General features: G+C 34.7%; 22 protein-coding genes. 12 read left to right on the top strand and 10 right to left on the bottom strand.

The genetic code is table 11. The features are described 5' to 3' along the window. The first annotated feature begins 5 nt into the window (after nt 1–5). From EDF66_RS09875 to EDF66_RS09885, 3 genes are read left to right on the top strand one after another with little or no spacing between them, the layout of a single operon-like run. Nucleotides 6–1,499, top strand: a complete 1,494-nt coding sequence (locus tag EDF66_RS09875) for a DUF1501 domain-containing protein (RefSeq protein ID WP_132773005.1) — start codon at nt 6–8, stop codon at nt 1,497–1,499. Between the two features lie 12 nt (nt 1,500–1,511). Continuing rightward, nucleotides 1,512–2,393, top strand: a complete 882-nt coding sequence (locus EDF66_RS09880; protein ID WP_132842322.1) for a sugar phosphate isomerase/epimerase family protein — start codon at nt 1,512–1,514, stop codon at nt 2,391–2,393. Further along, nucleotides 2,390–3,823 (top strand): c-type cytochrome domain-containing protein, encoded by a 1,434-nt coding sequence (locus tag EDF66_RS09885; RefSeq protein ID WP_243656026.1) that lies wholly within the window; start codon nt 2,390–2,392, stop codon nt 3,821–3,823. Before EDF66_RS09880 ends, EDF66_RS09885 begins: the two co-directional genes overlap by 4 nt. Nucleotides 3,824–3,992: 169 nt before the next feature. Here the strand turns inward: EDF66_RS09885 and EDF66_RS09890 are convergent, their stop codons facing one another. From EDF66_RS09890 to EDF66_RS09915, 6 genes are all read right to left on the bottom strand, one after another. Next, nucleotides 3,993–5,153, bottom strand: coding sequence for an efflux RND transporter periplasmic adaptor subunit (locus tag EDF66_RS09890; protein WP_021189116.1), 1,161 nt, complete (start codon nt 5,151–5,153; stop codon nt 3,993–3,995). Between the two features lie 8 nt (nt 5,154–5,161). Beyond that, nucleotides 5,162–9,475 (bottom strand): CusA/CzcA family heavy metal efflux RND transporter, encoded by a 4,314-nt coding sequence (locus EDF66_RS09895; RefSeq protein ID WP_132842324.1) that lies wholly within the window; start codon nt 9,473–9,475, stop codon nt 5,162–5,164. Between the two features lie 79 nt (nt 9,476–9,554). After that, nucleotides 9,555–9,917: a hypothetical protein gene (locus EDF66_RS09900; RefSeq protein ID WP_132842326.1), complete on the bottom strand. Its 363-nt coding sequence runs from the start codon at nt 9,915–9,917 to the stop codon at nt 9,555–9,557. A gap of 192 nt (nt 9,918–10,109) precedes the next feature. Beyond that, nucleotides 10,110–10,601, bottom strand: coding sequence for a GNAT family N-acetyltransferase (locus EDF66_RS09905; protein ID WP_132842328.1), 492 nt, complete (start codon nt 10,599–10,601; stop codon nt 10,110–10,112). Nucleotides 10,602–10,656: 55 nt separating this feature from the next. Continuing rightward, nucleotides 10,657–11,112, bottom strand: coding sequence for a VOC family protein (locus tag EDF66_RS09910; protein WP_132842330.1), 456 nt, complete (start codon nt 11,110–11,112; stop codon nt 10,657–10,659). A gap of 52 nt (nt 11,113–11,164) precedes the next feature. Next, nucleotides 11,165–11,569: a DUF2809 domain-containing protein gene (locus EDF66_RS09915; protein ID WP_132842332.1), complete on the bottom strand. Its 405-nt coding sequence runs from the start codon at nt 11,567–11,569 to the stop codon at nt 11,165–11,167. A 209-nt stretch (nt 11,570–11,778) separates the two neighbouring features. On the opposite strand from EDF66_RS09915, the gene EDF66_RS09920 reads away from it, so the two are divergent. The 3 genes from EDF66_RS09920 to EDF66_RS09930 all read left to right on the top strand — a co-directional run bounded on the left by EDF66_RS09920 (nt 11,779) and on the right by EDF66_RS09930 (nt 14,112). Further along, nucleotides 11,779–12,351, top strand: a complete 573-nt coding sequence (locus tag EDF66_RS09920; RefSeq protein WP_132842333.1) for a Crp/Fnr family transcriptional regulator — start codon at nt 11,779–11,781, stop codon at nt 12,349–12,351. A gap of 71 nt (nt 12,352–12,422) precedes the next feature. Beyond that, nucleotides 12,423–13,244 carry an alpha/beta hydrolase gene (locus EDF66_RS09925; protein ID WP_132842335.1) on the top strand — a complete coding sequence of 274 codons (822 nt, stop codon included), beginning with the start codon at nt 12,423–12,425 and terminating at the stop codon, nt 13,242–13,244. Beyond that, a complete protein-coding gene (locus tag EDF66_RS09930; RefSeq protein WP_132842337.1) occupies nt 13,231–14,112 on the top strand; it encodes a DMT family transporter in 882 nt (293 codons plus the stop codon). Before EDF66_RS09925 ends, EDF66_RS09930 begins: the two co-directional genes overlap by 14 nt. 69 nt (nt 14,113–14,181) lie before the next feature. Here EDF66_RS09930 and EDF66_RS09935 read toward each other — a convergent pair whose 3' ends face one another. Then, nucleotides 14,182–14,658: a hypothetical protein gene (locus EDF66_RS09935; protein ID WP_132842339.1), complete on the bottom strand. Its 477-nt coding sequence runs from the start codon at nt 14,656–14,658 to the stop codon at nt 14,182–14,184. A gap of 165 nt (nt 14,659–14,823) precedes the next feature. Here EDF66_RS09935 and EDF66_RS09940 point away from each other — a divergent pair, with 165 nt between their 5' ends. The 4 genes from EDF66_RS09940 to EDF66_RS09955 all read left to right on the top strand — a co-directional run bounded on the left by EDF66_RS09940 (nt 14,824) and on the right by EDF66_RS09955 (nt 19,654). Continuing rightward, nucleotides 14,824–16,800 (top strand): sensor histidine kinase, encoded by a 1,977-nt coding sequence (locus EDF66_RS09940; protein ID WP_132842341.1) that lies wholly within the window; start codon nt 14,824–14,826, stop codon nt 16,798–16,800. After that, entirely contained in the window at nt 16,793–17,425 is a 633-nt protein-coding gene (locus EDF66_RS09945) for a response regulator (RefSeq protein ID WP_132842343.1), read from the top strand. The genes EDF66_RS09940 and EDF66_RS09945 overlap by 8 nt, the downstream gene beginning before the upstream one ends. Nucleotides 17,426–17,587: 162 nt before the next feature. Beyond that, the gene (locus EDF66_RS09950; RefSeq protein ID WP_132842345.1) at nt 17,588–18,544 is read left to right on the top strand and encodes a hypothetical protein; all 957 of its coding nucleotides are present in this window, start codon (nt 17,588–17,590) and stop codon (nt 18,542–18,544) included. Nucleotides 18,545–18,637: 93 nt separating this feature from the next. Beyond that, complete coding sequence (locus EDF66_RS09955; protein ID WP_132842346.1) at nt 18,638–19,654, top strand: hypothetical protein; 1,017 nt, start codon at nt 18,638–18,640, stop codon at nt 19,652–19,654. Between the two features lie 74 nt (nt 19,655–19,728). Here the strand turns inward: EDF66_RS09955 and EDF66_RS09960 are convergent, their stop codons facing one another. After that, entirely contained in the window at nt 19,729–22,293 is a 2,565-nt protein-coding gene (locus EDF66_RS09960; RefSeq protein ID WP_132842348.1) for an SEL1-like repeat protein, read from the bottom strand. A 255-nt stretch (nt 22,294–22,548) separates the two neighbouring features. Here EDF66_RS09960 and EDF66_RS09965 point away from each other — a divergent pair, with 255 nt between their 5' ends. Beyond that, complete coding sequence (locus EDF66_RS09965) at nt 22,549–23,589, top strand: S41 family peptidase (RefSeq protein ID WP_132842350.1); 1,041 nt, start codon at nt 22,549–22,551, stop codon at nt 23,587–23,589. A gap of 141 nt (nt 23,590–23,730) precedes the next feature. Here EDF66_RS09965 and EDF66_RS09970 read toward each other — a convergent pair whose 3' ends face one another. Together EDF66_RS09970 and EDF66_RS09975 are read right to left on the bottom strand one after the other, a co-directional pair. Next, nucleotides 23,731–24,516 (bottom strand): CPBP family intramembrane glutamic endopeptidase, encoded by a 786-nt coding sequence (locus EDF66_RS09970; protein WP_165902414.1) that lies wholly within the window; start codon nt 24,514–24,516, stop codon nt 23,731–23,733. A gap of 113 nt (nt 24,517–24,629) precedes the next feature. Beyond that, nucleotides 24,630–25,148, bottom strand: coding sequence for a glutathione peroxidase (locus tag EDF66_RS09975; RefSeq protein ID WP_207898578.1), 519 nt, complete (start codon nt 25,146–25,148; stop codon nt 24,630–24,632). Between the two features lie 370 nt (nt 25,149–25,518). Here EDF66_RS09975 and EDF66_RS09980 point away from each other — a divergent pair, with 370 nt between their 5' ends. Next, nucleotides 25,519–26,211 carry an alpha/beta hydrolase gene (locus EDF66_RS09980; RefSeq protein ID WP_132842356.1) on the top strand — a complete coding sequence of 231 codons (693 nt, stop codon included), beginning with the start codon at nt 25,519–25,521 and terminating at the stop codon, nt 26,209–26,211. Nucleotides 26,212–26,215 lie beyond the last annotated feature (4 nt).

Genomic DNA, 26,215 nt, shown 5'->3' on the forward strand with positions numbered 1-26,215 from the left:
ACAACATGAAAGATCTCGATAAATTATTTCGTGAATTGCAACAGCAGAAATTGCAGGCGGTAACGCGTAGACATTTTTTGAAGGATTGCGTAGCAGGTGTTGGAAGCATAGCATTAGCAAGTTTTTTGGCAAGTTGTGGAGGGAACTCCAGTGGATCTGGAGCTATAGATTTAAATGCATTGAATCCACTTGTACCAAAATCACCTCATTTTCCTGGAAAAGCAAAAAGTGTTATTTACTTGCATATGGCAGGAGCTCCTTCACAATTGGAACTTTTTGACTATAAGCCAGTGTTGCAGACATTACATAATCAACCCTGTCCTGAGTCACTATTAGCAGGTAAAACTTTTGCATTTATTAGAGGTACTCCTAAAATGTTAGGGCCTCAAGCGACTTTCAAACAGTATGGACAAAGTGGAGCTTGGGTATCTGATCATTTACCACATTTCAGTAAAGTTGTGGACGATGTCAGCTTTTTAAAGGCTGTACATACAGATCAGTTTAATCATGGTCCTGCACAAATGTTTATGCAAACGGGTAGTGCAAGATTGGGTAGGCCTAGTATTGGATCTTGGGTAACTTATGGTTTAGGATCTGAAAATAGTAATTTACCAGGTTTTGTGGTATTGACTTCCGGTGGAAAGACTCCTGATGCTGGAAAAAGTGTTTGGGGATCTGGATTCTTACCTTCAGTATATCAGGGTGTGCAATGCCGTTCGAAAGGAGATCCTGTTCTATATCTTGCCGATCCAGAGGGAATGAGCAGAGACTTAAAGAGACATGCTATCGATGCGATTAATGAAGTCAACAAGGACGAATATAATACCTATAAGGATCCTGAAACATTATCTCGAATAGCCCAATATGAGATGGCTTACAAAATGCAGGTCGCGGTTCCAGAGGTTATGGACATCAGTCAAGAACCGGCGCATATTCATGAATTATATGGTACAGAACCGGGTAAAGAGTCTTTTGCGAATAATTGTTTATTAGCACGAAAACTGGTTGAACAAGGAGTCCGTTATGTACAGTTGTTTGATTGGGGATGGGATAGCCATGGAACTAATGCCTCCGATTCTATCGATTATGGTTTCCGTAATAAATGTAGGGAAATTGACAGACCTATGACCGCATTGATTATGGATCTTAAGCAACGTGGATTGCTGGACGAAACGCTTGTAGTGTGGGGAGGAGAATTTGGACGAACTCCAATGCAGGAAAATAGAGATAACAGCGATATGCCCTTTTTAGGACGTGATCATCATACTGATGCCTATACGATCTGGATGGCAGGAGGCGGTGTCAAGAAAGGGGTGACCTATGGAGAGACTGATGAAATCGGGTTTACGGGTGTAAGCGGAAGATCGTCCGTTCATGATGTACATGCGACAATGCTTCATTTGCTCGGTTTCGATCATGAAAAATTTACTTATGAATTTCAGGGCCGACCATTCCGTTTAACGGATGTTGAAGGTAACCTGATTAGTGCAGTTGTTTAATAAATAATTGGAATGAAATATATATACAGCATTATGCTTTTTATTTTATGGGCTCTACCAAATCAAGCTCAAGTGAATAATAATTTAAAAATAAAGTTCTATTGTACCAATTGGGGTATGTCAGAGTCATGGGACAGCTACTGTGCTCGAGTAAGTCAGGCTGGATTTGATGGTTTAGAGACCTGGCTTCCAGCGGCAGGGGAAGAGCGTACAGCTATGTTTAATGCTTTAAAAAAACATAACCTTTCTTTGGGTTTATTAAGTGGAGGTGGCGGTGCCAATTTTGATCAGTATCTTGCTTCTTTTATAAAAAATGTTGAGGATGCCGCGCAACAAAAACCAGATTATATTAATTGTCATACTGGAAAAGAGTATTATACGTTTGAACAAAATAAAGCTTTGATTGATGCAGCAGAAGCCATTTCTAAAAAAACGGGTATCCCAGTTAGACATGAAACACACCGCGGCCGATTTAGCTTTGCCGCACATATTACAAAAAAATATTTAGAAGAGATTCCGCATTTGCGTTTAACATTAGATATATCACATTGGTGTAATGTTCATGAGTCTATGTTATCAGATCAGAAAGAAGCCGTTCAATTGGCGCTTTTAAAAACAGGACATATACACGCTCGTGTTGGCCATCCGCAAGGACCACAGGTTAACGATCCTGCAGCCCCAGAATGGAAATCTATTTTGGATCAGCATTTGGCCTGGTGGGATGAAATTGTACGTATTCACAAAGAAAGTAACGCAAAAGTTCTAACCATAACAACTGAATTTGGCCCCGCTGGATATTTGCCGACTTTACCTTATACACAACAGCCTGTAGCTGATCAATGGAGTATCAATGTCTTTATGTTAAATCTTTTAAAGGCACGCTATAAATCATGATGTTGTTTTTTGAAGAGTTAATGAATTTTACAGGAAGATGGCACCCCGTTTTGGTACATTTTCCTATTGGAATGTTAGTTGTTGCCTGTGTATTGGCACTTTTTTCAAGAAAGGAAAGTTATAAGAATATAGGTCCAGCGATATCATTATCCTTATTGTTTGGTAGTGTGGCTGCTATACTCGCTTGTTTTACAGGGTATCTGTTGTCTTTACAAGGTGGTTACGAGCAAGATACTTTAAATTTTCATCAATGGTTAGGACTTGCAGTTGCTGCTATTAGTTTTTTTTTATATTTTTTATATAAGGACGGTGTTCGAAATTCATTCATAGAAAAGTTTAAATCTAAGCGTGTTGCAATATTGTTTTTGATGTTTATTCTGATCGGTGTTACCGGTCACTTTGGAGGTACTTTGACACATGGGAAGGGATATTTTAAGGACGCACTTCCTACAGCGATTAAAACAGCTGTAGGGATAGAGGAAGCATCGGAAGAACCTGTTTTACTGACTAATGTGCAGCAAGCGCAGGTATATTCAGGAATTATTCAGCCCATTCTTAAACAGCGGTGTCAAAGTTGTCACGGCGAGAAAAAGCAAGAAGGTGGTTTTGCTCTTCACGATCAAGCACATTTATTGAAAGGTGGTGATGGCGGTACAGTACTTGTTGGAAATAATTTAGAAAAAAGTGAATTATATGCGCGATTGATATTGCCAGAGGGGCATAAGAAAAGAATGCCTCCAAAAGGACGTAAGCCAATTACTGCAGAACAAATTAAGTTGATCGGATGGTGGGTAAAAGAAGGTGCTGATTTTGGTAAAAAATCGAGTGACTTGGCGCAGACAGCGGAAATTAAAGAGATTCTAGGGAAATTGGAAAAAGGTAGTGAACCTACTTCTCCATTTGAAGAATTACCGGAGGCAAAAAAGCTACCAGCTGATTTTGTACAGCAGTTACAAGCAAAAGGAATTAAGGTTTTGCCTATTGCAAGTACTAATGAATATGTAACCATCAACGCAATTAACTATCCTGAATTTAAGGATCAAGATTTAAAAGATCTTTTAAAGATTAAAGATAACATTGTACAGTTGAAATTAGGAAATACCGCTATAACTGATCAAGGGCTTAAAATGATGTCGGAATTCCCTAATTTGATGAAGTTGCATTTAGAAAACACAAAAATTACAGATTTAGGACTTGCACATCTTAATGGACATCCAACTTTATCCTACATTAATTTATTTGCAGTACCTGTTACAGACAAAGGATTAGAAAAGCTCAACAAAATGCCCAAATTGAAACAGATCTATGCCTATCAGACAAAAGCGACATTAGTAAGTGTTGAAAATTTGAGGAAGATATCAAAACAAGTTCTGATCGACACAGGATCTTATCAGTTACCATTTCTAGCTTCTGATACCGTTCGTTACTAACAACGATAGATCATTTATGCATCTAAAAAAATAATCAGCTGTTTATAATGGTAAATGTTTTGTATTAGAAATGTTTAACGAAAAATCATCGTAAAAAAGGAGTAGAAAATTTTTGTTTTCTACTCCTTTTTTAATTGTTTTTACACTTTCGAAGATTGTTTTTCTTTAACTATTCTTCTGCCTTATTCTTTAGTGCCATCAATAGATCGTACGCTCCTTTTTCGACAAACGATTTTCCTTGAAGATCTACAGAAGAACTAACTTCTGTGAAATTGTTATATTGTGTTCCTATTTTTACGGGGATCAGTTTAAATTGCCCTTTTTCTAATTTTTCCCAAAGGTATTCTTCATTTTCAAAAGAAACGACACAGGAACTAGGTAGAACTTGAGTTGGCTGTTTTTGAATGCTAATCATTCCGTTGATGAATAGGCCAGAAATAAGCTCCGAATCCAAACCTTTTATGCTTGCTAAAATATCAGTAGATCCGTCCTCAGATACTTGTGGATTTATCGTAATTACTTTTGCTTCATATTGTTTATTCGGTGAAGCATTGGTGCTTATTCTTATTTGTTGTCCTATCTGAATATGAGTAAGATCACTTTCAAATACTTTAAAATTTGCTAATAAACCATTTGGATCTAGCAATTCAAATAATTTATCTGTTGAAGAAACATATTGACCTTTATTTACTAGGACTTCACGAACTCGTCCATTGAAAGGAGCCACGATATTAATTTGACTTTTTATTTGCTCGACTTGTAAGATATTGGGATTGATACCGATTAGTTTTATTTTTTCTGCTAAGGACTTATTGGATATATTTAGTTTTTTATATTCTAAAGCTGCTGCTTCAAAAATTTTATCACTGGCAACTTTGGTCTTATTTAATTCCAATTGTCTTTGATAGTTAAGTTTGGCAGTCTGTAACAAGGCTACATTACTTAAATAATCCTCTTGCAACTGTATAAATTGAGGATCTTCTAATGTTGCTAATATTTGACCTTTTTTAAATGACATACCAGGCATAGCTTGGATGTTTTTTATATGACCACCATATAAGCTGGAGATGCTATGGAGAAAATTGGGTGATACGATCATTTTTCCATTTAGTTTTATAGTCTTATCCATTATCTGCTCTGATATTGAAGAGAGGGAAATGGATAAGTTCTGTTCTTGATCTGGTGTTAGCTTTACTATTTCTGTACTAATATTTTCTACTGGTTTTGGGATTTTATTTTCTTCTTTCGCTTCTCCATTTGAACAGGAGAATGAAATTAACCCAATTGATACAAGTATAAGGCTCGTTGTAATATAATTTTTAATTTTCATTATTTTGCTTAATTAATAGATAGATAATCCAATTCAATAGTGCTTTCGTTCAACTTTTCTATCGCATTTAAGTATTGACTTTTAATTCCTAAAGATTGATTTATGAGGATTACCCAATCTAAATAGTTGATTTCTCCAGCATTATATTGTTGCATCGCTGTATTCAATAATGCTGTCGCTTTATTCAATTGATTTTGTTCAAAACGTTGCACTACTTCTTGTCTGCTGGCAAATTGTTGTTGCCATTGTTTTTTCTTATTGCTATTCTCTTTTAGTTTTAGCTCAAAATTTCCTTGAGCTACGATCTCTTGTACTTTAGCAGCTTTTACTAAGTTTCTCTGACCTTTTGTGAATATAGGTAGCCCAATGCCTAACTGAACGACGTTAAATCGGTTGCCACTTATTTCTTTCATGGACTGGTTGTACCAGCCTGCATTGAGGGTTGGGAGTAATTTACTAGACTCTAATTTTGTTTCAGCCTGCTTCGTTTCTATTTGTTGTGCTAAAACTTGTAATTCAGGATGCTGCTCCAGCGTCGATTGTTGATCTTGTTGCAGTTGAAATTTAATAGATTCTTTCTGAGGGAGAACAGGGTCTTTTGTTTGTAAAATAAACTGAAATTGTAAAATTACTCGTTCTAATTCCATCTTTAATTCTTTACGTTGCAAAGTGATCTGCTCTCGTTGCAGATCTGCAACAGTGGTCTCCATAATATTGGCATCACCTAATTGAAATTTTAAATTTGCTTTATCTACAAAGCTCTCATATAAACTATCTGAATAGACCAAGATGGCATCTTTTTCTTGTAAGAGTAATATGGCATAGTAAAGTTCTTTAACAGATTTATTCACCAAGGCTTTGGTCCAAAGTTGATAACTTTCTTGTTGTTTATAGGATGCATCTAACACGTGTTTTTTACGGCTATAGACAGTAGGGAAGTCAAATCGCTGTATAAGTCCAACTTTATTGTCCATTTTTGAACTTTGAAGCTGTCCCCACTCGGTCGAAATCTCTATTTGCGGGATATCTAAAGCAGTATTTTTCATTTTAGAGCGATAATCAAGCTCTAATTCCTGTTGTCTTATTTCCAAATTATTGCTCGTTGCCATTTTAATAGCATCCTCCAGGTTGATGCTATTTTGTGAATTAGCGTATCCGTATGGCAATAGCAGGAATAGGATGATGGTATATTTCCGTTTCATTTTTGGAATTTTTACGCGGTCGATAAGTACATATAAAATTGGTAAAACAAAGAGTGTTAAGGCTGTTGCTAATAATAAACCTCCAATCACTACTGTTGCTAATGGTCGCTGAACTTCAGCTCCAGCTCCGCTGCTAAGTGCCATTGGCAGAAAACCCAGCGATGCTACAAAAGCCGTCATGAGTACTGGTCTTAGTCTAACACGTGAACCCATCATCACGATACGGGTGTTGTTTTGTATTCCATTTTGTTTCAGACGGTTAAACTCGGCAATCAATACGATTCCGTTCAAAACAGCCACACCAAAGAGAGCAATAAATCCTACTCCCGCACTGATACTAAACGGCATTCCACGTAGTACTAAGAAATAAATACCGCCAATGGCAGATAGTGGTATCGCTGTGTAGATCAATAAACTTTGTTTAAATGATCGAAATGCAAAGTATAATAAAAGGAAGATCAAGAGTAAAGAAACCGGAACTGCTACCCCTAGTTTGGCTTTAGCTTTATTGAGATTTTCAAATGTTCCACCATATGCAATGGTATAACCAGTCTCCATTTTCATTTCCTGCCCGACCTTTGTCTGCAGTTCTTCCACTATTGTCTGTACATCTCTACCTCTGATATTGAATCCCACGATAATTCGTCGCTTCGTGTCTTCTCTTTGTATCTGATTTGGGCTACTTTTGAGTTCGACATTTGCTAATTGATGTAACGGGATTTGTTGATCCGTTCCTGTTGGAATCAATAAATTTCGAATATCTTCTAAATTTTGTCGTTTATCATCCCTAAGTTTTACCACCATATCAAAACGTTTCTCTCCTTCGTAGATCAAACCAGCTTGCTGACCTGCAAATGAGGCATTTAAAATACGGTTGGCAGTTTCGATTTGAATTCCATATCGAGCAAGTGCATCGCGGTCATACGCGACAACAACCTGAGGAGCACCAACTACAGGTTCAATATATAGATCTTGCGCACCTTCGACTTTATTTATAATAGCTCCAAGTGCATTCGCGTAACGAGCCAGTGAATCTAAGTCTTCTCCAAATATTTTACAAACGACATCCTGTCTTGCTCCAGTCATCAATTCGTTAAAGCGCATCTGTACAGGAAATTGAAATCCAGTTGTTAAGCCAGGTATTTGTTTTAATTCGGCACTCATTTTCGCGGACAATTCGGGAAATGATGTAGCAGATGTCCACAACTTTTTGGGCTTTAAAACAATGATCATATCGCCAGCATCCATCGGCATAGGTTCTGTAGGGATCTCAGCACTACCAATTTTTGTTACTATTTTTTCTATTTCAGGAAATTTAGTTTTAAGAATATGGGCTGCTTTTGTTGTTACTTCTACGGTTTTATCGATACTGCTTCCTTGAAGAATACGCATTTCTACTGCAAAATCTCCTTCTTCCAAAGAAGGGACAAATTCTCCTCCCATGCGTGTTAGCATAAAGACCGCCGAGGTGAATAATAATAATACAACCGCAATGATAAGCTTATTCCATTTTAACGCTTTAATGAGCAATTTTTGATGGCCTAACTCTAGTTTTTCCATTACTCTATCCGAGAAGTTTTTCGATGTCGGCTTCTTCTTGCTGATCACCAGTGAAGTCATCATAGGGATATAAGTTAACGATAGAATAAAAGCTCCAACCAAAGCAAATGCTACTGTTTGTGCCATTGGTTTAAACATTTTACCTTCTATACCTTCCAGTGAAAATATGGGGAGATAAACTATTAAAATGATTATCTGACCAAAAACAGCGCTATTTACCATTTTAGACGAAGAGCTTGTAACTTGAAGGTCCATTTCATTTTGGCGTAACATAGAACCTGGCAAACGTTTATTGTGTATTAATTGATGCAGCACTGCTTCCACAATAATAACAGCACCATCTACAATAAGGCCAAAATCTAGCGCTCCCAAGCTCATCAAGTTTCCGCCAACACCAAATAGATTCATCATGATGATGGCAAATAGCATGGAAAGGGGAATTACAGATGCCACTAATAATCCAGCTCGTATATTGCCCAGAAATATCACTAAGATAAAGACGACTATTAATGCCCCTTCAACCAGATTAGTTTTAACTGTACTGATGGTATTGGTAACCATTTTGGCTCGATCCAAGAAAGGCTCTATTTCAATTCCTTCAGGCAGTGATTTTTCAATTTCAGATAGTCTTGTTTTAATATTTTTAACGACTTCATTAGCATTTTCACCTTTAAGCATTAAGATAATTGCTCCAGACACTTCTCCTTGATCGTTGAAGGTCATTGCACCATAACGTATCGCATGACCGATACGAATTGTAGCAACATCTTTTAATAAGATGGGAGTATTGTCTTTTGTTTTTGAAACCGCAATTCTTTCAATATCCTTTTCGTCTTCAATGAGACCTTCGCTACGTATAAATAGAACGGTTTCTTTTTTCTCAATGTATGCTCCACCCGTATTTTGATTATTCTTATCCAAGGCATCAAAAACATCCTGAATAGAAAGTTTTAAGGATTTTAAGCGACTAGGATCTAAAGCAATTTCATATTGTTTCAGTTTACCTCCAAAACTACTGACTTCGGCAACACCTTTGGTTCCCAATAATTGTCTGCGAATAGTCCAGTCTTGTATAGTACGCAATTCAGTAGCGGTATATTTGTTCTCGTAACCTGGTTTTGGTTTGACTACATATTGAAATATTTCTCCTAATCCAGTTGAGATAGGACCTAATTCAGGTGTTCCAATACCATCCGGAATCATTTCCTTGACAGAGCTCAGTCGTTCAGAAACCTGTTGTCTAGCCCAGTATACATCGGTATCATCGTTAAAAACGATCGTTACCAGTGAAAGCCCAAACCTAGAGAAACTTCTTATTTCTGTTATTCCGCTGATATTACTGGTTGATTGTTCGATTGGGAAAGTTACCAGTCGTTCGATATCAGCAGCACCATACGAAGGGGCAACAGTAATGACTTGTACTTGATTGTTTGTTATATCTGGTTGAGCATCGATAGGTAGCTTACGCAGTTCAAAGATACCCAAAACCAGTAGCCCTAATGTAAACAGGGCAATGATGAGTTTATTCCGTACGGAAAACTCAATGATTTTATTTAGCATGATAAATTGTTAAAAGATTTGGTATATAGAAAATTACCGTTCAACAGTTGTGAACAGCAAAACATAATATATTAATCAATTAACAAAAACGGGGAGGCTGGAATATTTCTGATAGGTAGTTGGAGCAGAGATGCGGTGCAAATCTGCGAATAGGAGTGATGGTATACTCCGATGAAAAAAGAACATTTTCAGAGGCAATCAAGTCAGGAATGACAGAAGCTGCAAACATAATATCTGAAGATTGCATAAAAGGCAATTTCATATCTGTTTCCCAGTCTTCATCTTTTTCATGACCACCATAATGATGCACAATGAAATCAACAAAATTACCTTTATAAGAAGCAAAATGTTCGACGAGAATAGGCAATTTAATGACCTCCACGAGTTGCGTAGTTGTAAACATGTAGATCATCAGAAAAATTATACCTATGCTTTTTTTCATTTATGCTTCAAAAGTAACTAGAATACTTTATTATTAAAAGAAGATTATTATATAAATCAGCTTATACATGCCCTTCGTTTTAAAGTTCGTATTGATTTATATGTTTTTACTTATTAAAGTATTAATAATTCCATATGGTTAATGAGACTATTTAATTCGATTAAAAAATAAAAATTGCAGTTTAATCTTGCTTTATTTGTTTAGCATCAGCTTTTCAATTGTAGCACCATCTTCTTTTCCTTCAAAGTAGGTTTTAAAGCCAAACTTTTCGAGCAATTTCCTTGAAGCAATATTTTGTGGGTGAATGATAGCAATTATATCGTTTTTTTTATCGATTGTCGGCGCTAATGATAACAAATATTTACAAATTTTAGTTCCTAGACCTTTTTGCCAATGCTCTTTTCGTACTAAATAACCGATTTCAAAAATATGCGAATCTTTTTTGTAAAAGACCAATTTACAATCTCCAATTATTTGACCACTAGATGAGTCTATTACTTGAAAATAGCCAAGAGAATGATGCTGTTGGCCTAAATCTAATATAAATGCAAATCTTTTCCGTGCATCTGTTTCAGAGAGACCCTTTCCGGTAATGTATTGCATCAGGTCATCTTCTTTAACAAGATTATAATAATCCGGAAAGTCTGCTGCAGTATATTTTTTAAAAGTTAATTGGGTGATCATATGATGTGAAAATATCAATAAATAGGAATGCTATTAAATATGAAGTTATTTGTTTTTAATGCTTTTCCACTACTTTTAACCAATCAGCATAGCTTAGTACACCTTGCTCAGGTTGCCCTTTTCCATCCAGCATACTGATAAATTCCAAACTATTGCCATCAGGATCATCAAAATAGATTGCAAGAGCTGGCATCCATGCAAAAACCATAGGTTTTTTCGAATCGTCTTTCAAGAAATTGTAAGGTTTTAGATCATTTTTTTTTAACCAAGATACTGCATTGTCACGGACAAACTCGACATCGCATTGAAATGCGAAGTGTCTTTTTTGTATCGGTGCACCTTTTTCCCATAGACCTAACATCGCTTTTTTTTCGGCAGTCAGCCATAAGAATGCAATTCGACGAGGTTGGTCAATGTAGGCTAATTCCAAATTCATTTTTTTAGAATAAAATGTGATTGCATTTTCCAAATTACTCACTTCAATATGAGTTTCAAATAATCCTTTAATCATAATTTTCTTTTTTATTATAAATAAATATCTATCTATGACAGCTATTATCGTACTATTCTAATGTTGGCTTTTCTTTATAAGTAGTGTTTCTAAGAGTTCTGTCCAATAGATAGGCAATACCCGCACCGGCGAAATAACCGAATAGATCTGACCAGAGAAAACCTTGTCCAAAAACAAGACGAAGAACTGGGTTGTTTCTAACATAAATAAAGAAGGGAGTTTGTATTAATTGCATGCATTCGATGGAAAAACAGAAAACAAGAGCTAGTATAAATGAAATTAAGAATGGACGAGCAAAAAACAGAAAACGACAGAACCAATATACCATTATGGCGTATAGTATGTCGCCTGTTATTGCAGGAACAAAATCAATTCTTCTAGAAACCAAACCAAATATTATCGTGATGGCTACTAAACCAACGTAGGTTATTCTTTTATTTTTACTGTTTGTTATCATGTATTAGCAACATTTCAAAATTCCTTAAAACACTTTTAAAATATATTCTTTTAAAGCTGATGTTTTATCAATAGCGCTTTAGCGAAAATAACTAAATATTTCGGGAAGCTGGTGGTAATTTATGCCAAGTGATTATTATTAAGGCATGCAGAATATAGTCTAATATTAATTTTCATTACCTAATTTAGCGGATAGTAATTCAACTCGACATGGATGATTTTTTGAAACAGATAAATTCCTATTATTCACTATCTGAAGAAACAGCAGATGCTCTGAAGGCAATCTGCAAAATACACTCTTTTAAAAAGAATGATTTAATTTTAAGAGCGGGAGATATGGCACGTTATTATTATTATGTTCGTAAAGGATTGCTGGGTTACTATACTATTAATGAGAGTGGTAATACAATTTTCAAACTTTTCTTTGAAGAGAATAGCTTTGTGGCTTCCACAGCCGCAATTATTGAACATAAGCCAAGTTTATTCCACATCATAGCGCTTGAAGATTGTGAAGTAATTATGTATCCTGCTCAAGTTTTTCGTGAATTGCTGATCAAATATCACGATCTTGCATTGTTTCATATTCATTATTTAGAGAAAAATTGGGTTGTAAAAAAAGAGCCTTTGGAAATCGACCTGAAATGGGATACAGCAAAAATACGTTATATCAAGCTTTATGAAAATCAGAAATTGTTTAAAAGACTTAAGCAACATCATATTGCCTCCTATCTTGGCATTACGCCAACACAACTCAGTCGAATACGAAAAGAATTAAATTTTTAATCCTTCAACATATGTAAACGTTTTTCATCTTTTGAAACTTGACTTTTGTCTTGAATTAAAACAATAAGAAGATGAAAAAAATTGCAATGATGTGCTTTATTTTTACATTAATACTTCCTGTTTTTGGACAACACATAGTCCATGAACATGTTTATAGTGCGAAAATGAACAAGAAAATTCCAGTGGTCATTATCACACCTCATATAATAGCGGGGAAAAGCTATAAATCTGTTTATATTTTGCACGGTTATAGTGGCAATTCCGAAAGAACTCATCAGCAAGATATTCCAGATCTTGTCGCAAAGTCGGAACTTTACCAAACTATTTATATTTTACCTGATGCTAATTTTAACAGCTGGTATGTCGATAGTCCCGTCGACATAGGATCACAATATCAAACTTTTATTGGAGATGAATTAGTAAACTATGTAGACGCACATTATCCAGTCTTTGCTCATAGAGAAAGTAGAGGGATTCTCGGTTGGAGTATGGGAGGCTATGGCGCTATAAATATTGGTGTTACCTACTCAAAATCATTCTCATTAGTAGGCAGTTCATGTGGAGCATTGGATTTTACTCGATTTGGAGAAGCTTATCATGGATACCAAGTTGATCAAGTATTAGGTCAATACGAACAGTTAGATCGAGCATTTCTGACATCCAGTAAGTTCGCAAAAATGCAAACTGCAGATCAGTTTTATATTTTGGACTGCGGTATTCAGGACGAGCAGATGATCGGTATGAATCGTGACTTTCATAATCAGCTGATAAAGGCAAATGTAGATCATATTTACCAGGAATCAAATGGTCGTCACGATACCGCTTACTGGAGCAGATCGCTTTCCAATCAATTGGCTTTATTTAATAACTACTTTTACTATGAAAAACTTTAAAGCAGTTATTTATGTACTTGCAGGCGCCATTAGCTACGGATTATTGGCGACTATCGTTAAATATGCGAATGGTTTAGGTATAGGGACAAGTGCCCTAACATTTTGGCAATTTTTTATTGGATTTATATTTCTATTATTCCTCGACCTGATCTGGAAAAAAAGAAGAGGGGAGAAGAAGGTTATTGTATCTTTCAGATCAAAGTCAAGATTGGTATTTTGGGGAACATCACTTGGACTCACAACCACATTATACTACCTTTCGATTCAGTATATTCCTGTATCCGTAGGAATTATTCTTCTCATGCAGTCTATCTGGATTAGTCTCATTGTGGAGATTGTTGTCCATAAAAAACGACCCACTACAGCTAAAATAATCGGTGTAATCATTGTTTTAATTGGTACAGTGCTTGCGACAAATATTTTTGAAACTGAACTTAATATCAGCGTAAAAGGTCTTCTATTGGGATTAGGAGCCGGAGCCTCATACACTTTGTCACTCTTTGCTTCAAGTTCCGTAGCTTTAGATGTACCCAGTCATTTACGAAGTAAGTATCTTGTTCTTGGTGGATTAATCTTAGTTGTTTTATTCTGGAATATTCATATTGTCGAACAAATGAGTGCGGTCAGTTTATATTGGGGAATTATGATTGGGATTTTTGGAACTATTCTGCCTCCACTTCTTTTCACTAAAGGTATTCCGCAAGTTGGAATTTCACTTGGTAATATCTTTGCCAGCTTGGAGATTCCTGTATCGATATTATCGGCAGTAATTATATTAAATGAGTCAGTTCATACAATACAGTGGGGTGGAATTATATTGATTCTGTTTGCTATTGTATTAATCAATAAACAAGAAAAGCCTCGATAGAGGCTTTTCTTGTTATATCACGAGATTTTAAATAAAATCTATTATAAATAATATAAATAGGTAAGAATCTTAGAACGAATATTGTTTCGTTAAGTTCGCACCATCTCCTGTTAGTGTAGGATTTTCAGTAACTTTAACTTTACCATCTACTTCTATTTTATAGTCTACAGATAAAGGTGCGCCATAATTGATTATTTGTACACCGCCCGAAAATGCGCGAATCGGTTCTGTCGTTTCAATAACGTATGTTTTAGTAGGACCAGTGAAATCAGTATCGCCTAATCCAATAGCCGATTCACCTGTTTTCACGACACCATTAACTTTCCAGACATCTGTTTTTCCGCCTGGATTTCCTCCTGCCACAGCAATCGAAACAAAATCCTGGTCAGCATTTACATTGTTAAGGGTTACTGTGATTTTATAGTGACTTCCCTTTTGTTCTGGTATTGTATTATCATCATCCTTGCTACAGCCTATCGTCAACATGCTAAATGTCAGCGCTGACAAAATCCCTAAAAGTGCTATTTTTACATTTACTTTTTTCATAATTACTAATTTTATTTATTTTGTGATAGCAAATTTCCATAGATTGGGTTATTTGAACAATCATCTTAAACCATGATTTAATTTCTAATGGTTTACCATGATTTTTTTTGCAAATAAAAGATCAACTCTTTTTATGCAGATATTTGTCATTTAATTACTAAACCCATGTTAAAGCGATATTTTTTATCAATCATATTTTCGATTTTTATTTTTGCATATTATGCGAAAGCACAACAGCTTATCCCGTTGGATGAAGAGGCTTATGTAAAGCAAATTAATGATCAGATCAATCGTGGTAATAGCGATAGTACACGCCTCTACAATTATTTACTGCTTTCAGAATATTGGGCGCCAACAGACGCTTTAAAAAGCAAGCAGGCATTGGATGCAGTATTACACGCTAAGAATAAAAATATTTTAAGCTCCGGACTTTTAAGTTATTACCAGGCAGTGTATGAAACAAGTCAAGGTGATAAAACTAAGGCTAAACAATTGTACAATGATGCGATATCTATACTTGAAAAAGAATCAAAGAATAAAGGTACCTTGATCAAATCTTGGTATAACTACGCATACATGCAAATGGAGGAAAAAGGTTATGATTTTTTAGTCAAGACTTTGACTGAGAAATGTATACCCTTGAGTGAAAAAAGTGGAAATACAGAACTTTTAGCTTATTGCTATACCCAATTAGGCTTAACTTTTATGTCTGTTGGACAGCTTAATACTGCTGAAGAATATCAAAAAAAGGCATTGGAGCAACTCCTTAGTATACCTGAACAAAATACAGCTCATCTTATTACTTATCTCAATCTTGTTAGTAATTACTGTTATAAACCTGACAGCAAAACTGCAAAAATCTATCTGGACAAGGCAACAGCACTTATTAAAAAATATCCCAATACACAGCATGCGGCTAATTATTATTATCAGGTAGCCATGTATCATACAACAAAACTGGAATTTACTCCAGCTTTGGAAAATCTAAGTAAGGGTATTCCATTGGCAAAAATAAAAAGGCAAGGAAAGATGTTGCAGATGTTAAAATTTAGGATGTATAATGTTTATCTGATGCAAAAAGATTATACGAAAGCTAAAGCCTTAATGGAGGGGATTTTAGATGAGGATATCTTGACAAAAGAAGGTATCAATCGTAAGATAATAATAACCCAATTGGCTACGGTTAATGAATTAATGGGCGACTATAAACAAGCTTATCAATGGTTAAAAAAGTCAAGCGCATTAAGCGATAGCCTGCAACAAAAAAAATTACTGGAGAAAATGAACGCGTTGGAAATCTCACATCAAACTTCAGTAAAGCAACAAACCATAAATCGTTTAGAACAGGAAAAAAAGGAAAATGAACTCTTAGCTAGAAATAAGAATCTGCGTACTATATTATTGGGCATTGCGCTTGGTTTGAGTTTGGTTATTGCATTCTTAGCCTATCTCAATTATTCGAAACAGAGGAAATTGAATGAACAAATCAGTTTGAGTCATCAGCAACAGTTGTTACGTATTGAGAACAAAAGGAAATATGATGCAACACACGCTCTTTTACAAGGAGAAGAGCAGGAACGTCAGCGTATTGCCCAGGATCTACATGATAGTATGGGAGGAATGCTGGCCAACATCAGAATGTCCATTTCAAAGGATGGGATAGGAAATATTAATGAAACAAATGATATCGTCCAAAAGCTAGATAGGTCTATTTCGGAAATGCGTCGTATTTCTAGAAATTTGATGCCTGAGACCTTAAAAAATCTAGGTCTTGAAACTGCATTATCAGAGCTTTGTGAATCCATGAGTTATAAAAAATTACGCATTCAATTCGAAGCTTTTGATTTATCGGAAAATATTCCTTTTGAAACTCAGCTTGCTCTTTATCGCATTACCCAAGAAAGTATAAGCAATGTCATCAAGTATGCACAGGCAAATAATGTAATTGTTCAGATCAGTCAGAATGACAATCTTTTGAATCTTACCATTGAAGACGATGGCGTTGGATTTGATAAAAATCAAATTACAAAAGGATTAGGATTAAAGAACATTGAAAACCGTGTACAATTGATTAATGGAACGGTAGATATTACTTCTGCAAAAGGGGAAGGGACTACAATAAATGTCGAATGTTATGTCTAGTAAAAATACGTTAAATCTGGCAATAGTTGATGATCACCCGATGATTGTGGAGGGACTAAGATCTTTACTTCAAAATGAACATAAATTTCAAGTGTTTTCATTTACAAAAGGTGCCGCTATATTGGATTTTATTCAGGAAAATACAGTCGATATTGTATTATTGGATATTATTTTAAGTGATGGTAATGGATTGGATTTTTGTAAAAATATTAAACAAAAATCACCACATTCCATTGTGCTTGGTATAAGCAATCAGGCTGAGCGCAGTATTATTTTCCGGTTTTTAGAAAATGGTGGTAATGGTTATATCTTAAAAAATGCTGATTCAGAAGAAATCGTTGCGTGCATCGAAAAAGCATTGGGCGGTGAGATTGCTTTAAGTAAAGAAGTACAGCAGATTATGTTAAGGCCTTCCCTCAATACTTTCGAAATACCACGACTGACAAAGAGAGAACAGCAGATTCTAAAATCTGTAGCTGACGGACTAACATCAGCAGAAATAGCTGAGAAGTTATTCATTTCCATCATTACTGTAGAAACTCACCGAAGAAATCTCCTGAAAAAATTTCAGGCAAAAAATATGATCGAATTAGTAAGGGTTGCAACAGAGAATAAATTGATCTAATCTATATTATTTCAACAATTTCTTATCCTTAACTCATTTCATCTAACCAAACGACAACTATATTTAGCCTGTAAAAAGTACTATTAATATATGCTTGATCTTTATATTTTTTTTAACTTTGACAATACAACTAATCAATTTTAGTAAACATAAATTCCATTGATGATGAGTCGCATATATCCTAGTCGCCTTTTAGCTATATTTTCAATTATATTTCTATTTTTTTCTTGTAAAAAATCGGATGTCAAACAGGAGCTCTTAAGTAATGGTCTATCCATTATCGCGACTGATGGCCACGTTGCAATTAGTGGCTATCGATCCTTTGTTGGTGAAGTTAGTACAGTCTATTGGTTAGATGGTCTAAAGATAGATGCGACTACATTTATTAAAAATATTCCGAATGGAACTTTTTATCGTAAAGCTATTGATGATAAATCAAGAATAAATTTTGAATATAAAAATAAGTCAGGAGCAAAGGAATCCTATCAGATGGACCAAGGTAGCTTCCTGTTAGATACCGTTATGTATTATTATAAGAACAATGTGAAGGTAAAGATGAATAGTGATAGTGTGGGGGTCCTACGGACTATGACAATGTATAATGATAAACCATTGTTTGCAGGAATGTATGGAAAGGTTTCTGGAAATTTCGGAGGAAGCTCATTAGCTATAGGTAAACCTTTTTATTGGAATGGTGTATCTGCTCCAGAAGAACTACCGTTGCCGAGCAAAGGAATATTTAAAGAAGTAACAACAATTTTTCAAGGTAGTGCAAACACAGTTTATATAGGTGGTAATTGTGGTTTTCCGGTCTATTGGAAAAATAAAGAACTTGTTGTATTGGATGAACGTTATGGTGAAGTTCTGCAAATTACACAATCGAACAATGATATCTATGCTGTTGGATTAATTAATAAACATCAATCAAACAGTACTGGTCATACTGCTTGTTATTGGAAAAACGGCGTTCTTCACGAATTAGAAGATAATGCTCAAGCTTCAGGAATTTTTATTAACGGTGAAGATGTTTATGTAACAGGTTCAACAGGAGACATTCCTGTAAATTATAAGCCATGTTATTGGAAAAATGGTGTTCGTGTTGATCTGCCTACATCATAATTTTAACCTTACTTTTTTTTCTTTTAAGATTTGCTGTGATTAAATTTGAATATTTAAAAATAAGTGTAATTTAGGTCTTAAAATTATAACCCAATGCGATATTCAATACATTCTATTTTATTGCTTCTTTCTCTTTCAAGTACATGTCTATTGGCGCAGACTAAAGAAGAGCTTAAGAAAAAATATGAAAACAGCGATCTTCATAAGGAAACGGAGAAAAAGATGAGAAATTCTAGAGCCTATCCCGATAGTGTGATTCTAGCACCTCTTCATTTTACAAACTCTTTCGTTACTTTAGATAGCGCTGTAAATGACTTTCAATCTTTCAGTATCGATGTAGAAATATTGAATGACATTCCTGATGATTATGCGTTTTATATTTCACCTTTCAACATCAGCTTAAATGGTATGCCTATATATGGGGGCATCCAAACTCATTCTGATGGTTTTAGTGTGAAAGATAACTCCTATCAGCAAATAGGCCGAGGCGGGATCTTTTCGCGTTGGTATGAACGAAGTAAGGACGCTACTCGCTCCAAAGGATATTACAATAGTAGTGATGGCGAAGGTGATTTCATCAGTGTTCGAAATAAACTTAATTGGAATAAGGGAAAATATCGCCTAAAACTTTCAAAAGCAGATTACGTTCCTGGAAAGGCAGTTCCAGAACAATATAATCCTAAAGATCTATATTTCGCTTGGGGTGATATGGAACATACGTGGGTGACTTACACGGTTGAAAATTTAGAAACTAAGAAAATTGATACCATAGGTTCCATGGCTTTTCCTGGCAAGAAGTTAGTGATGGGCAAAAGTATCATATACTTTACAGAGCAGTATCATAAAGCGTTTGATTTTGCCAGTAAGGATCGTAAACTAGGAGAGAGGTATCTCCGATATAAAGATATCCCGGTCATTGATATGACTTTAAGTAATTTGAGGATAAATGATAAAGAATTTATTCCAAAGGAAATTAAAACTCATCATAACAGAACACATCATCCAGATCAGGATCAGATCAAAATGCCAATGCCGGTTCTGTCGACAGATAGCTATAATCCAACAACTGGAGTGTTGACTTATCGGATCGGCGAGTTGGTTAAGTGGTAAATAATCAGTAAATAGTAATGTCTATAAGGCCATGGAATGTTCTGGTCTTACAGACATTACTATTTATGGCTCTATTACTTTTTAAATAGATTTTTAAAAAATGAACCTAACGAGTCTTTTCGCTGTTTTTCAAGGCCTAAGACTTTCAGATCTATCTCGATGTTATTTTCTTCTGCATACGCATACCATTTTGCAAATTGAGCTTCATTAGCATATTCTGAAGCAGGTCTATAATAATATAATAATTGGTTTACAGCATGATGGTAAACACCTATCTGCATTGCTTTTTCGTAATAGCTGATTGCTTTTTTTAGATTTATTTTTAATCCACCGAGGCCAAGTTCATACATAATCGCATAGTAAATAGGTGAAAACTCTTCATCGTAATCCTTTTTTAATAGCGGTAGAACCTTTTTATAATCTTCTTTTGTAAAATAGATATCGGCTATTTTATCCGAATTGAAATAATATAATTTCTGCGCTTTTAGATAATAATCTAAGGCCTTGTCTTCATCTTTTTCTACCCATTGGCCGTGGTAATAAAGATCTCCCAAATTAGCCCATCCTAATCCATTGTCCAATTCTCCAGCTTTAGTGTATGCATTTACTGCTTTATCAATATCTTTCTCACAGCCCAGGCCATTTTGATAGTGATATCCCAAATTGTTCCAGGCATTCTTTTCGCCTAATTTTGCAGCCTTTTCATATAATTCGAGACCTAAAGCTAGGTTGGCATGAACTTGATCTTCGGTATCGGTATAAATCATGGCTAATTCGGTCATCATTTGTGGATGCTTTCGTTGGGCACCTATTTTTAAAACTTCAATTGCCTCTTCTATTTTGTTGTTTTTTAAAAGATCAAGACCTAAGTCGTACAAGCTTTGATTACCGAAATAGTGAAAGTAATTTGCACCTGTTTGAGATTTCCAACCGGTGTAATATTTTAAGAAAAAAGCTAAGTCTTTACCCCTTAAATTCTCTTTTCGGTTATAGCATTTACCCATCTCCTCAGGTGTAATTTTTCTGATTTTCATCAGTTTGTCAAGACAAAACAATTCTTCTTTCTGATAGAGGAAAAGCTCATCGTTATGATGGTCAATTACTTCTGAAACATACTCGTAAATTGGACTTAATTGATTGGTCTGTCCATCCCAATATTGCATTCCCTCTTTTAAGTGCACTCTTAAAAAGTGTTTTTCAAGCTGTTCGATTTTAAGATAAGAAGCATTGGGCTCTAGTAACCAATGGTTGTTAAAGGCATCAAAAATTCCATTACCAATTTCGGTATATAATATGTAGATATCTTTAAAGAAGTTTGCCAGATAATCAATTTCAATTTTTTGAATATTAGCATCTTCTTTTAGATAATTTTCATTTATCGGATTATAAATAAACCATTTTTTAGCCTTACGGTAAACAAAAGTCTGGTAGTTCGAAAGTGTGATTACCTGATCTATTTCTGTATCAAGAATTTTTCCATCAGATTTGATAATTTCAATTTTTTTATTCCCTTTATTTGGTTTTACATAGAAAAAGTTATGGGGCAGTACATGTAATACATCTTCGAGATAATCGCCTATATAGACCCCTCTATTATTAAAATACTTACGCTTTGAGGTTCCTGCAATTTTTATAAAGAAAAGTTCACTCCCGTCAAAATCAAAAGGAGTTTCACTATCTTGATTGATGACGTTTTCATTTTTATGATCGATTAACGTGTATGTGCTACCTGTTTTTGCATTAAAATAATTCCCATATAGATGTGTTAACTCCTCATAAATAGTTGGAATAAGCAATTGATGATCTACCATATTTATAAGCCCAACCTTAGCATCAGAAGTTACACAACCAACTAGATGCTTAAATTCGTAATCGTAATCTGAAACTAGTCCGTAATAAATTTCAAAAGCATGAGATGCATCATCATAAGTTGGTGGAACTATTTCAGTTCCTTTTGTGTCTAGGTAACCAAATTTGTTGTTTTTTTGAATAACTGCAATTCCATCCTCAAATTCAGATATTTCATCATAGTAGGCAGGTGTAATGATATTACCTTTTATATCTTTTAATCCTTTTACATCATTTTCTGCAAACACTTCAGCATAATCGTGTTTATAAACATCTTCATTCCAATATCCTAATCCGTAGTTTATCCAATCTGTTTTCAGAGCCTCAAGAAAATTTTGATAACCGGATGCTTTCAATATACTATCGAGCGGTTTTAAGCTTTGAGATTTTGTTGCCTTTAGGTAACTTTTATTTTTTTGTTGGATTTCAATAACCCAATCTTTCGCTTGTTCTGATTTTCTTTCCTCATTCATATTGAAGACATCCGTACCATCGATCAAGAACGTATCATAGGGTAAGTTTTCTAACAAATCAAATAGCTGATTGACGGGCTCGTAATACGCCTTTTTATAGTGCAATTGGTATTCATCGGCCAATAGCGTGTAGAATTGCCTTAATAACACAATTCCCGCTTCTCGGTTTGCATATAATAGTTTTCCTTTTGCCCTGATTTCAGAAGCAAAAAGTGGTAATAAAAGAGGGGGTATTTCGTAGTTCCATTCTCCCAAATAATAGGGATAGCTTTCACCAGATTGGGAGTCGATATTATAGATGTAAATGCGATGTGCCATTTTTATAATTGTATTAAGATCCTGATCAAAGATAAAAAGATTAGTTTCCTAAAACATTCGCTGAAATTGGGGATTTTTAAGAAATGATATCTGCATACAAGTTATATTTTTCAGAATTTATGATAGCAAAGAACCAGCAGTATTCGGGATATATCGGTCAGAATAATGAAAAATATTGTTTAAAATTTACTGAAAATAGTATCTTTATTTAATAACAACAATACTAAATATTATAATCCTTTTACAAGTTATCTAATGAGATACATTTATTTGCGTTTTATTGTAGTGGCGGTGATTTTGTTTCTTTTCAATACGTTACACAGTTACGCGCAACGTCATGTTGTTCTTGATTCTATTGTTCGAGTGCTAGAGAATAACTCTATGTATAGAACTTCTGTAAATTGGAAACATATAAAATCTACTATTTACAAATCAGTAGACTCTAAAGCTGCTGATTCAATATATCAAATCATTCCAGCAGTTCAGAAGCTTTTTTCATTACTCGGTGATCAGCATGGTGTTCTTATATATAAAAATGATATTTTTAAAGGAAGAAAAAAATACGTTAATCGTAAGATAGATTCGTCGCTTTATACTTATGCATATGATGAACAATATGCATTTTGTACAAAGATACTTAATGACAAATATGGTTATATATCAGTACCATCACCTACTATTTCACTGGGATTGATAAAAGATAGAAAACTTGCTTTAGAAATGCTTTCGAGTATGTCTCAGACATTGCAAGATTCATTATGCAGTTTAACTTCCCAAAAGTTAGATGGAATAATTGTGGACTTAAGATTAAGTTTGGGAGGATCATATGCTATACCAATAAGTGGTTTATCTCCGTTAATTGGTGACGGTACCGTGTTTACTGTTCAACAGGCCAACAGTAATACTGAGGTGAAATTAGTTAATGGAAGTATGCTGGAGAATGGCAATATAATTTCTAACACCAAAGCTGATTGCTCTTTTAAAGTTAGCAAGATTGCAGTGTTGTTAGGACCTTTGACTGGTAGTGCGGCAGAACAAACAGCACTCGCTTTTAAAGGGAAGTCTAATGTTAAGTTTATTGGTGAAAATACTGCAGGGTATTTAACAATGACAAAGCTGGTGCAATTTAGTGATGATCTTATCTTTACTTACTCAGGGGGGGATATTAAAGCTAGGGATAATAATGTGTATGCAAAGGATATTTCACCCGATTTATTGATCAATGCAGGTGATAATTTTAAATCACTGTCTGATGATGCTAAAGTAAAAGCTGCAATCGATTGGTTTAAAAATTAACCTTACAAGTGGTGATTTGAAATATTATAAATACTGTTTACTTTATTTATATGAACTTTTGAATCCAGTTATTAATTAATTTTATTTATGATGAGGCTAAAATAAAATTAATGGAAATCGTACTTTGTGGATAAAAATCTGTTATATTTTTTTGCTATTTTGAGATTGTGGAAATAGTAATAAAATAATTCCAATGCCTAAAATCATTGTAATTGTGTAGGCAATGAGTGCGGTAGATTCTGCCTGTTGTTCGAATCCTAAAGGTACAGTTTCATGAAATAAACCAGTATTGTTTTTATATCCCATTAACCAATGAGCGGTATTCCATCCAAAATGGAGTCCTAATGGTAAGACAATATTTTTTGTTCTTAAAGAAGCTAAACCGAACAAAATTGCTCCCAATCCAGGTCCAAATATTGCCATTTTTAAATTAGTGCCTGTTAAAATATGTTCTCCGATAAAAACTGATATAACAATTGATAATGCTAGCCATGGTCTTAAATTGTCGCGCAATCGCCATAAAAGGTATGTTCTAAAAGCGAGCTCTTCACGACAGGATACAAAAAAATATAAAAATATATTAGCGGTAAGAAGTTTGTAATTAAAAGATCGTGATTTTACGAATGTAACATCAGTAAAATATGTCAGTAGTGCTGTCATCGTCATTACCATCAGAACACTTAGCAAAATACCTATTCCAAATTCAGTTATACTTTTCTGATTATATTGGATTCCGATTTTTGTTAAACTAATTTTATCCCAGTACGTAAAGAGGTAAGCAATTATGAAGGTAAGTGTAGCAGCAAGTCCTAGTGAAAATAGGTCAGGGTTGGTGCTATTTTTTGTTACACCAGAAGCTAGGGCAAATACAATGAGCGTAAAAAGATAGAAAATTATAATCTTAAAATATATTATAGCTCTTTTCATCAGTCGAATCATTTTTATGCGATGAATTTAATGAAAAATTTTAAATAGATTTTGAAACAAATACCTAGTAAAATCTCTGGCAGCTAAAACATAATCGATGTTTTAATAAAATTTTAACTTTCCAATGCTTTTAAAAATACTGGATCCAAAGGAGATATGCTCGACGCAAAATAATGACTTAGATTACCGTTTTCATTGACTATATATTTGCTGAAATTCCAATCGGGTGCATGATCATTCCATCCATTTTGTGAAGCTTGAGTTAACCATTGGAATACAGGATGCTGTTCATTAGATTTGATCACTATGTTTTTTTTTGCAACAGGAAAGGTGACTCCGAAGTTTACCTGACAAAATTGCTCAATATTTTTGTCTGTGCCTTTTTCTTGCTCTCCAAAATCATTGGACGGAAAAGCGATGATAGCAATGCGGTTGCCCATTTTCTGATATAGCGCTTGTAATTCCTCATATTGACGTGTGTAACCGCAATCAGAAGCGGTATTGATAAGGATTACTTTCTTTCCCTTAAAATCTGAGAAGTCTATTGTCATACCATTGCTTTTTACTGCTGTTAACTGGTAAAAAGACTGTGGTGCTGTTTTGCCAGAAGGAGCATGCAATATTGTTCCCATTTTTCCGGATCTGGAAAGTTTTTTGATTAGGGGATATAAAGTATGTAGTATTTTTTGTTTGAAATTCATAGTAATGTAGCGTTGATGAAAAGTAAAAGATATTATATGTTTATAACAAGAAAATAACTCGATGAAAATTACTTGGCTAAATATTGTAAAAAGTACTAAGTTACATATTTTAATAAGTTTTTTCCTTACCTATACATTCAACTTTAAATTAATGACGGATAAATTCTTTTAACATCCTAGGGAATTTATTGAAACAGCTTGTGAATGCCTTTTTGATATATTTTATTTTATGACAAACAAAAAAGTGTGATTATTTATTTATAAAGATGTTATTTGAATTTTGTAAAATAAATATAATAGTATGGAAAAGAATGATATAACAATTGTCTTGGTACATGGAGCCTGGGGAGACGGATCACATTGGAGTAAAGTAACAAAAATCTTATATGAGGCAGGATATAAGGTTAGAAGCGTGCAGAATCCTTTAACCTCCATGGCCGCTGATATTGAAAGAACGATCGATCTTATTGATAAAGAAGAAGGTAAGGTGCTACTTGTTGGACATTCTTATGGTGGCGCTGTGATTTCAGGGGCTGGTCATCATGAGAATGTAGCGGGACTAGTTTATGTTGCGGCATTTGCTCCGGACAAGGGTGAAAGTTTAGGAGGTATTTTTTCACGTAGAGAACAGCCCAGCGGTGCTGCTAATATTGTCCCTGATGCGAAGGGTTTTCTTTGGATCAAGTATGACAAGTATCATGAGAGTTTTTCACAGGATCTTGATCCTATAGAATCAATGGTAATGGCTTTGTCTCAGAAACCTACTCATGGCAGTATTTTTGGCGCTGAGGCTGATGAACCCGCTTGGAAAGTAAAACCGAGTTGGTATCAGATTTCCAATAACGATCATATGATTCCACCTGAAACACAAAAGGAAATGGCCGAAAGGATAAAGGCAAAAGAGGTAATTGGTCTTGATGCCAGCCATGCTTCTATGACTTCCCATCCTAAAGAGATTGCAGATTTCATCATAAAGGCAGTACAAGCTTTGTAATTTT

The sequence above is a fragment of the Sphingobacterium sp. JUb20 genome (genome assembly GCF_004342035.1).
Taxonomy (GTDB): Bacteria; Bacteroidota; Bacteroidia; order Sphingobacteriales; family Sphingobacteriaceae; genus Sphingobacterium; species Sphingobacterium anhuiense.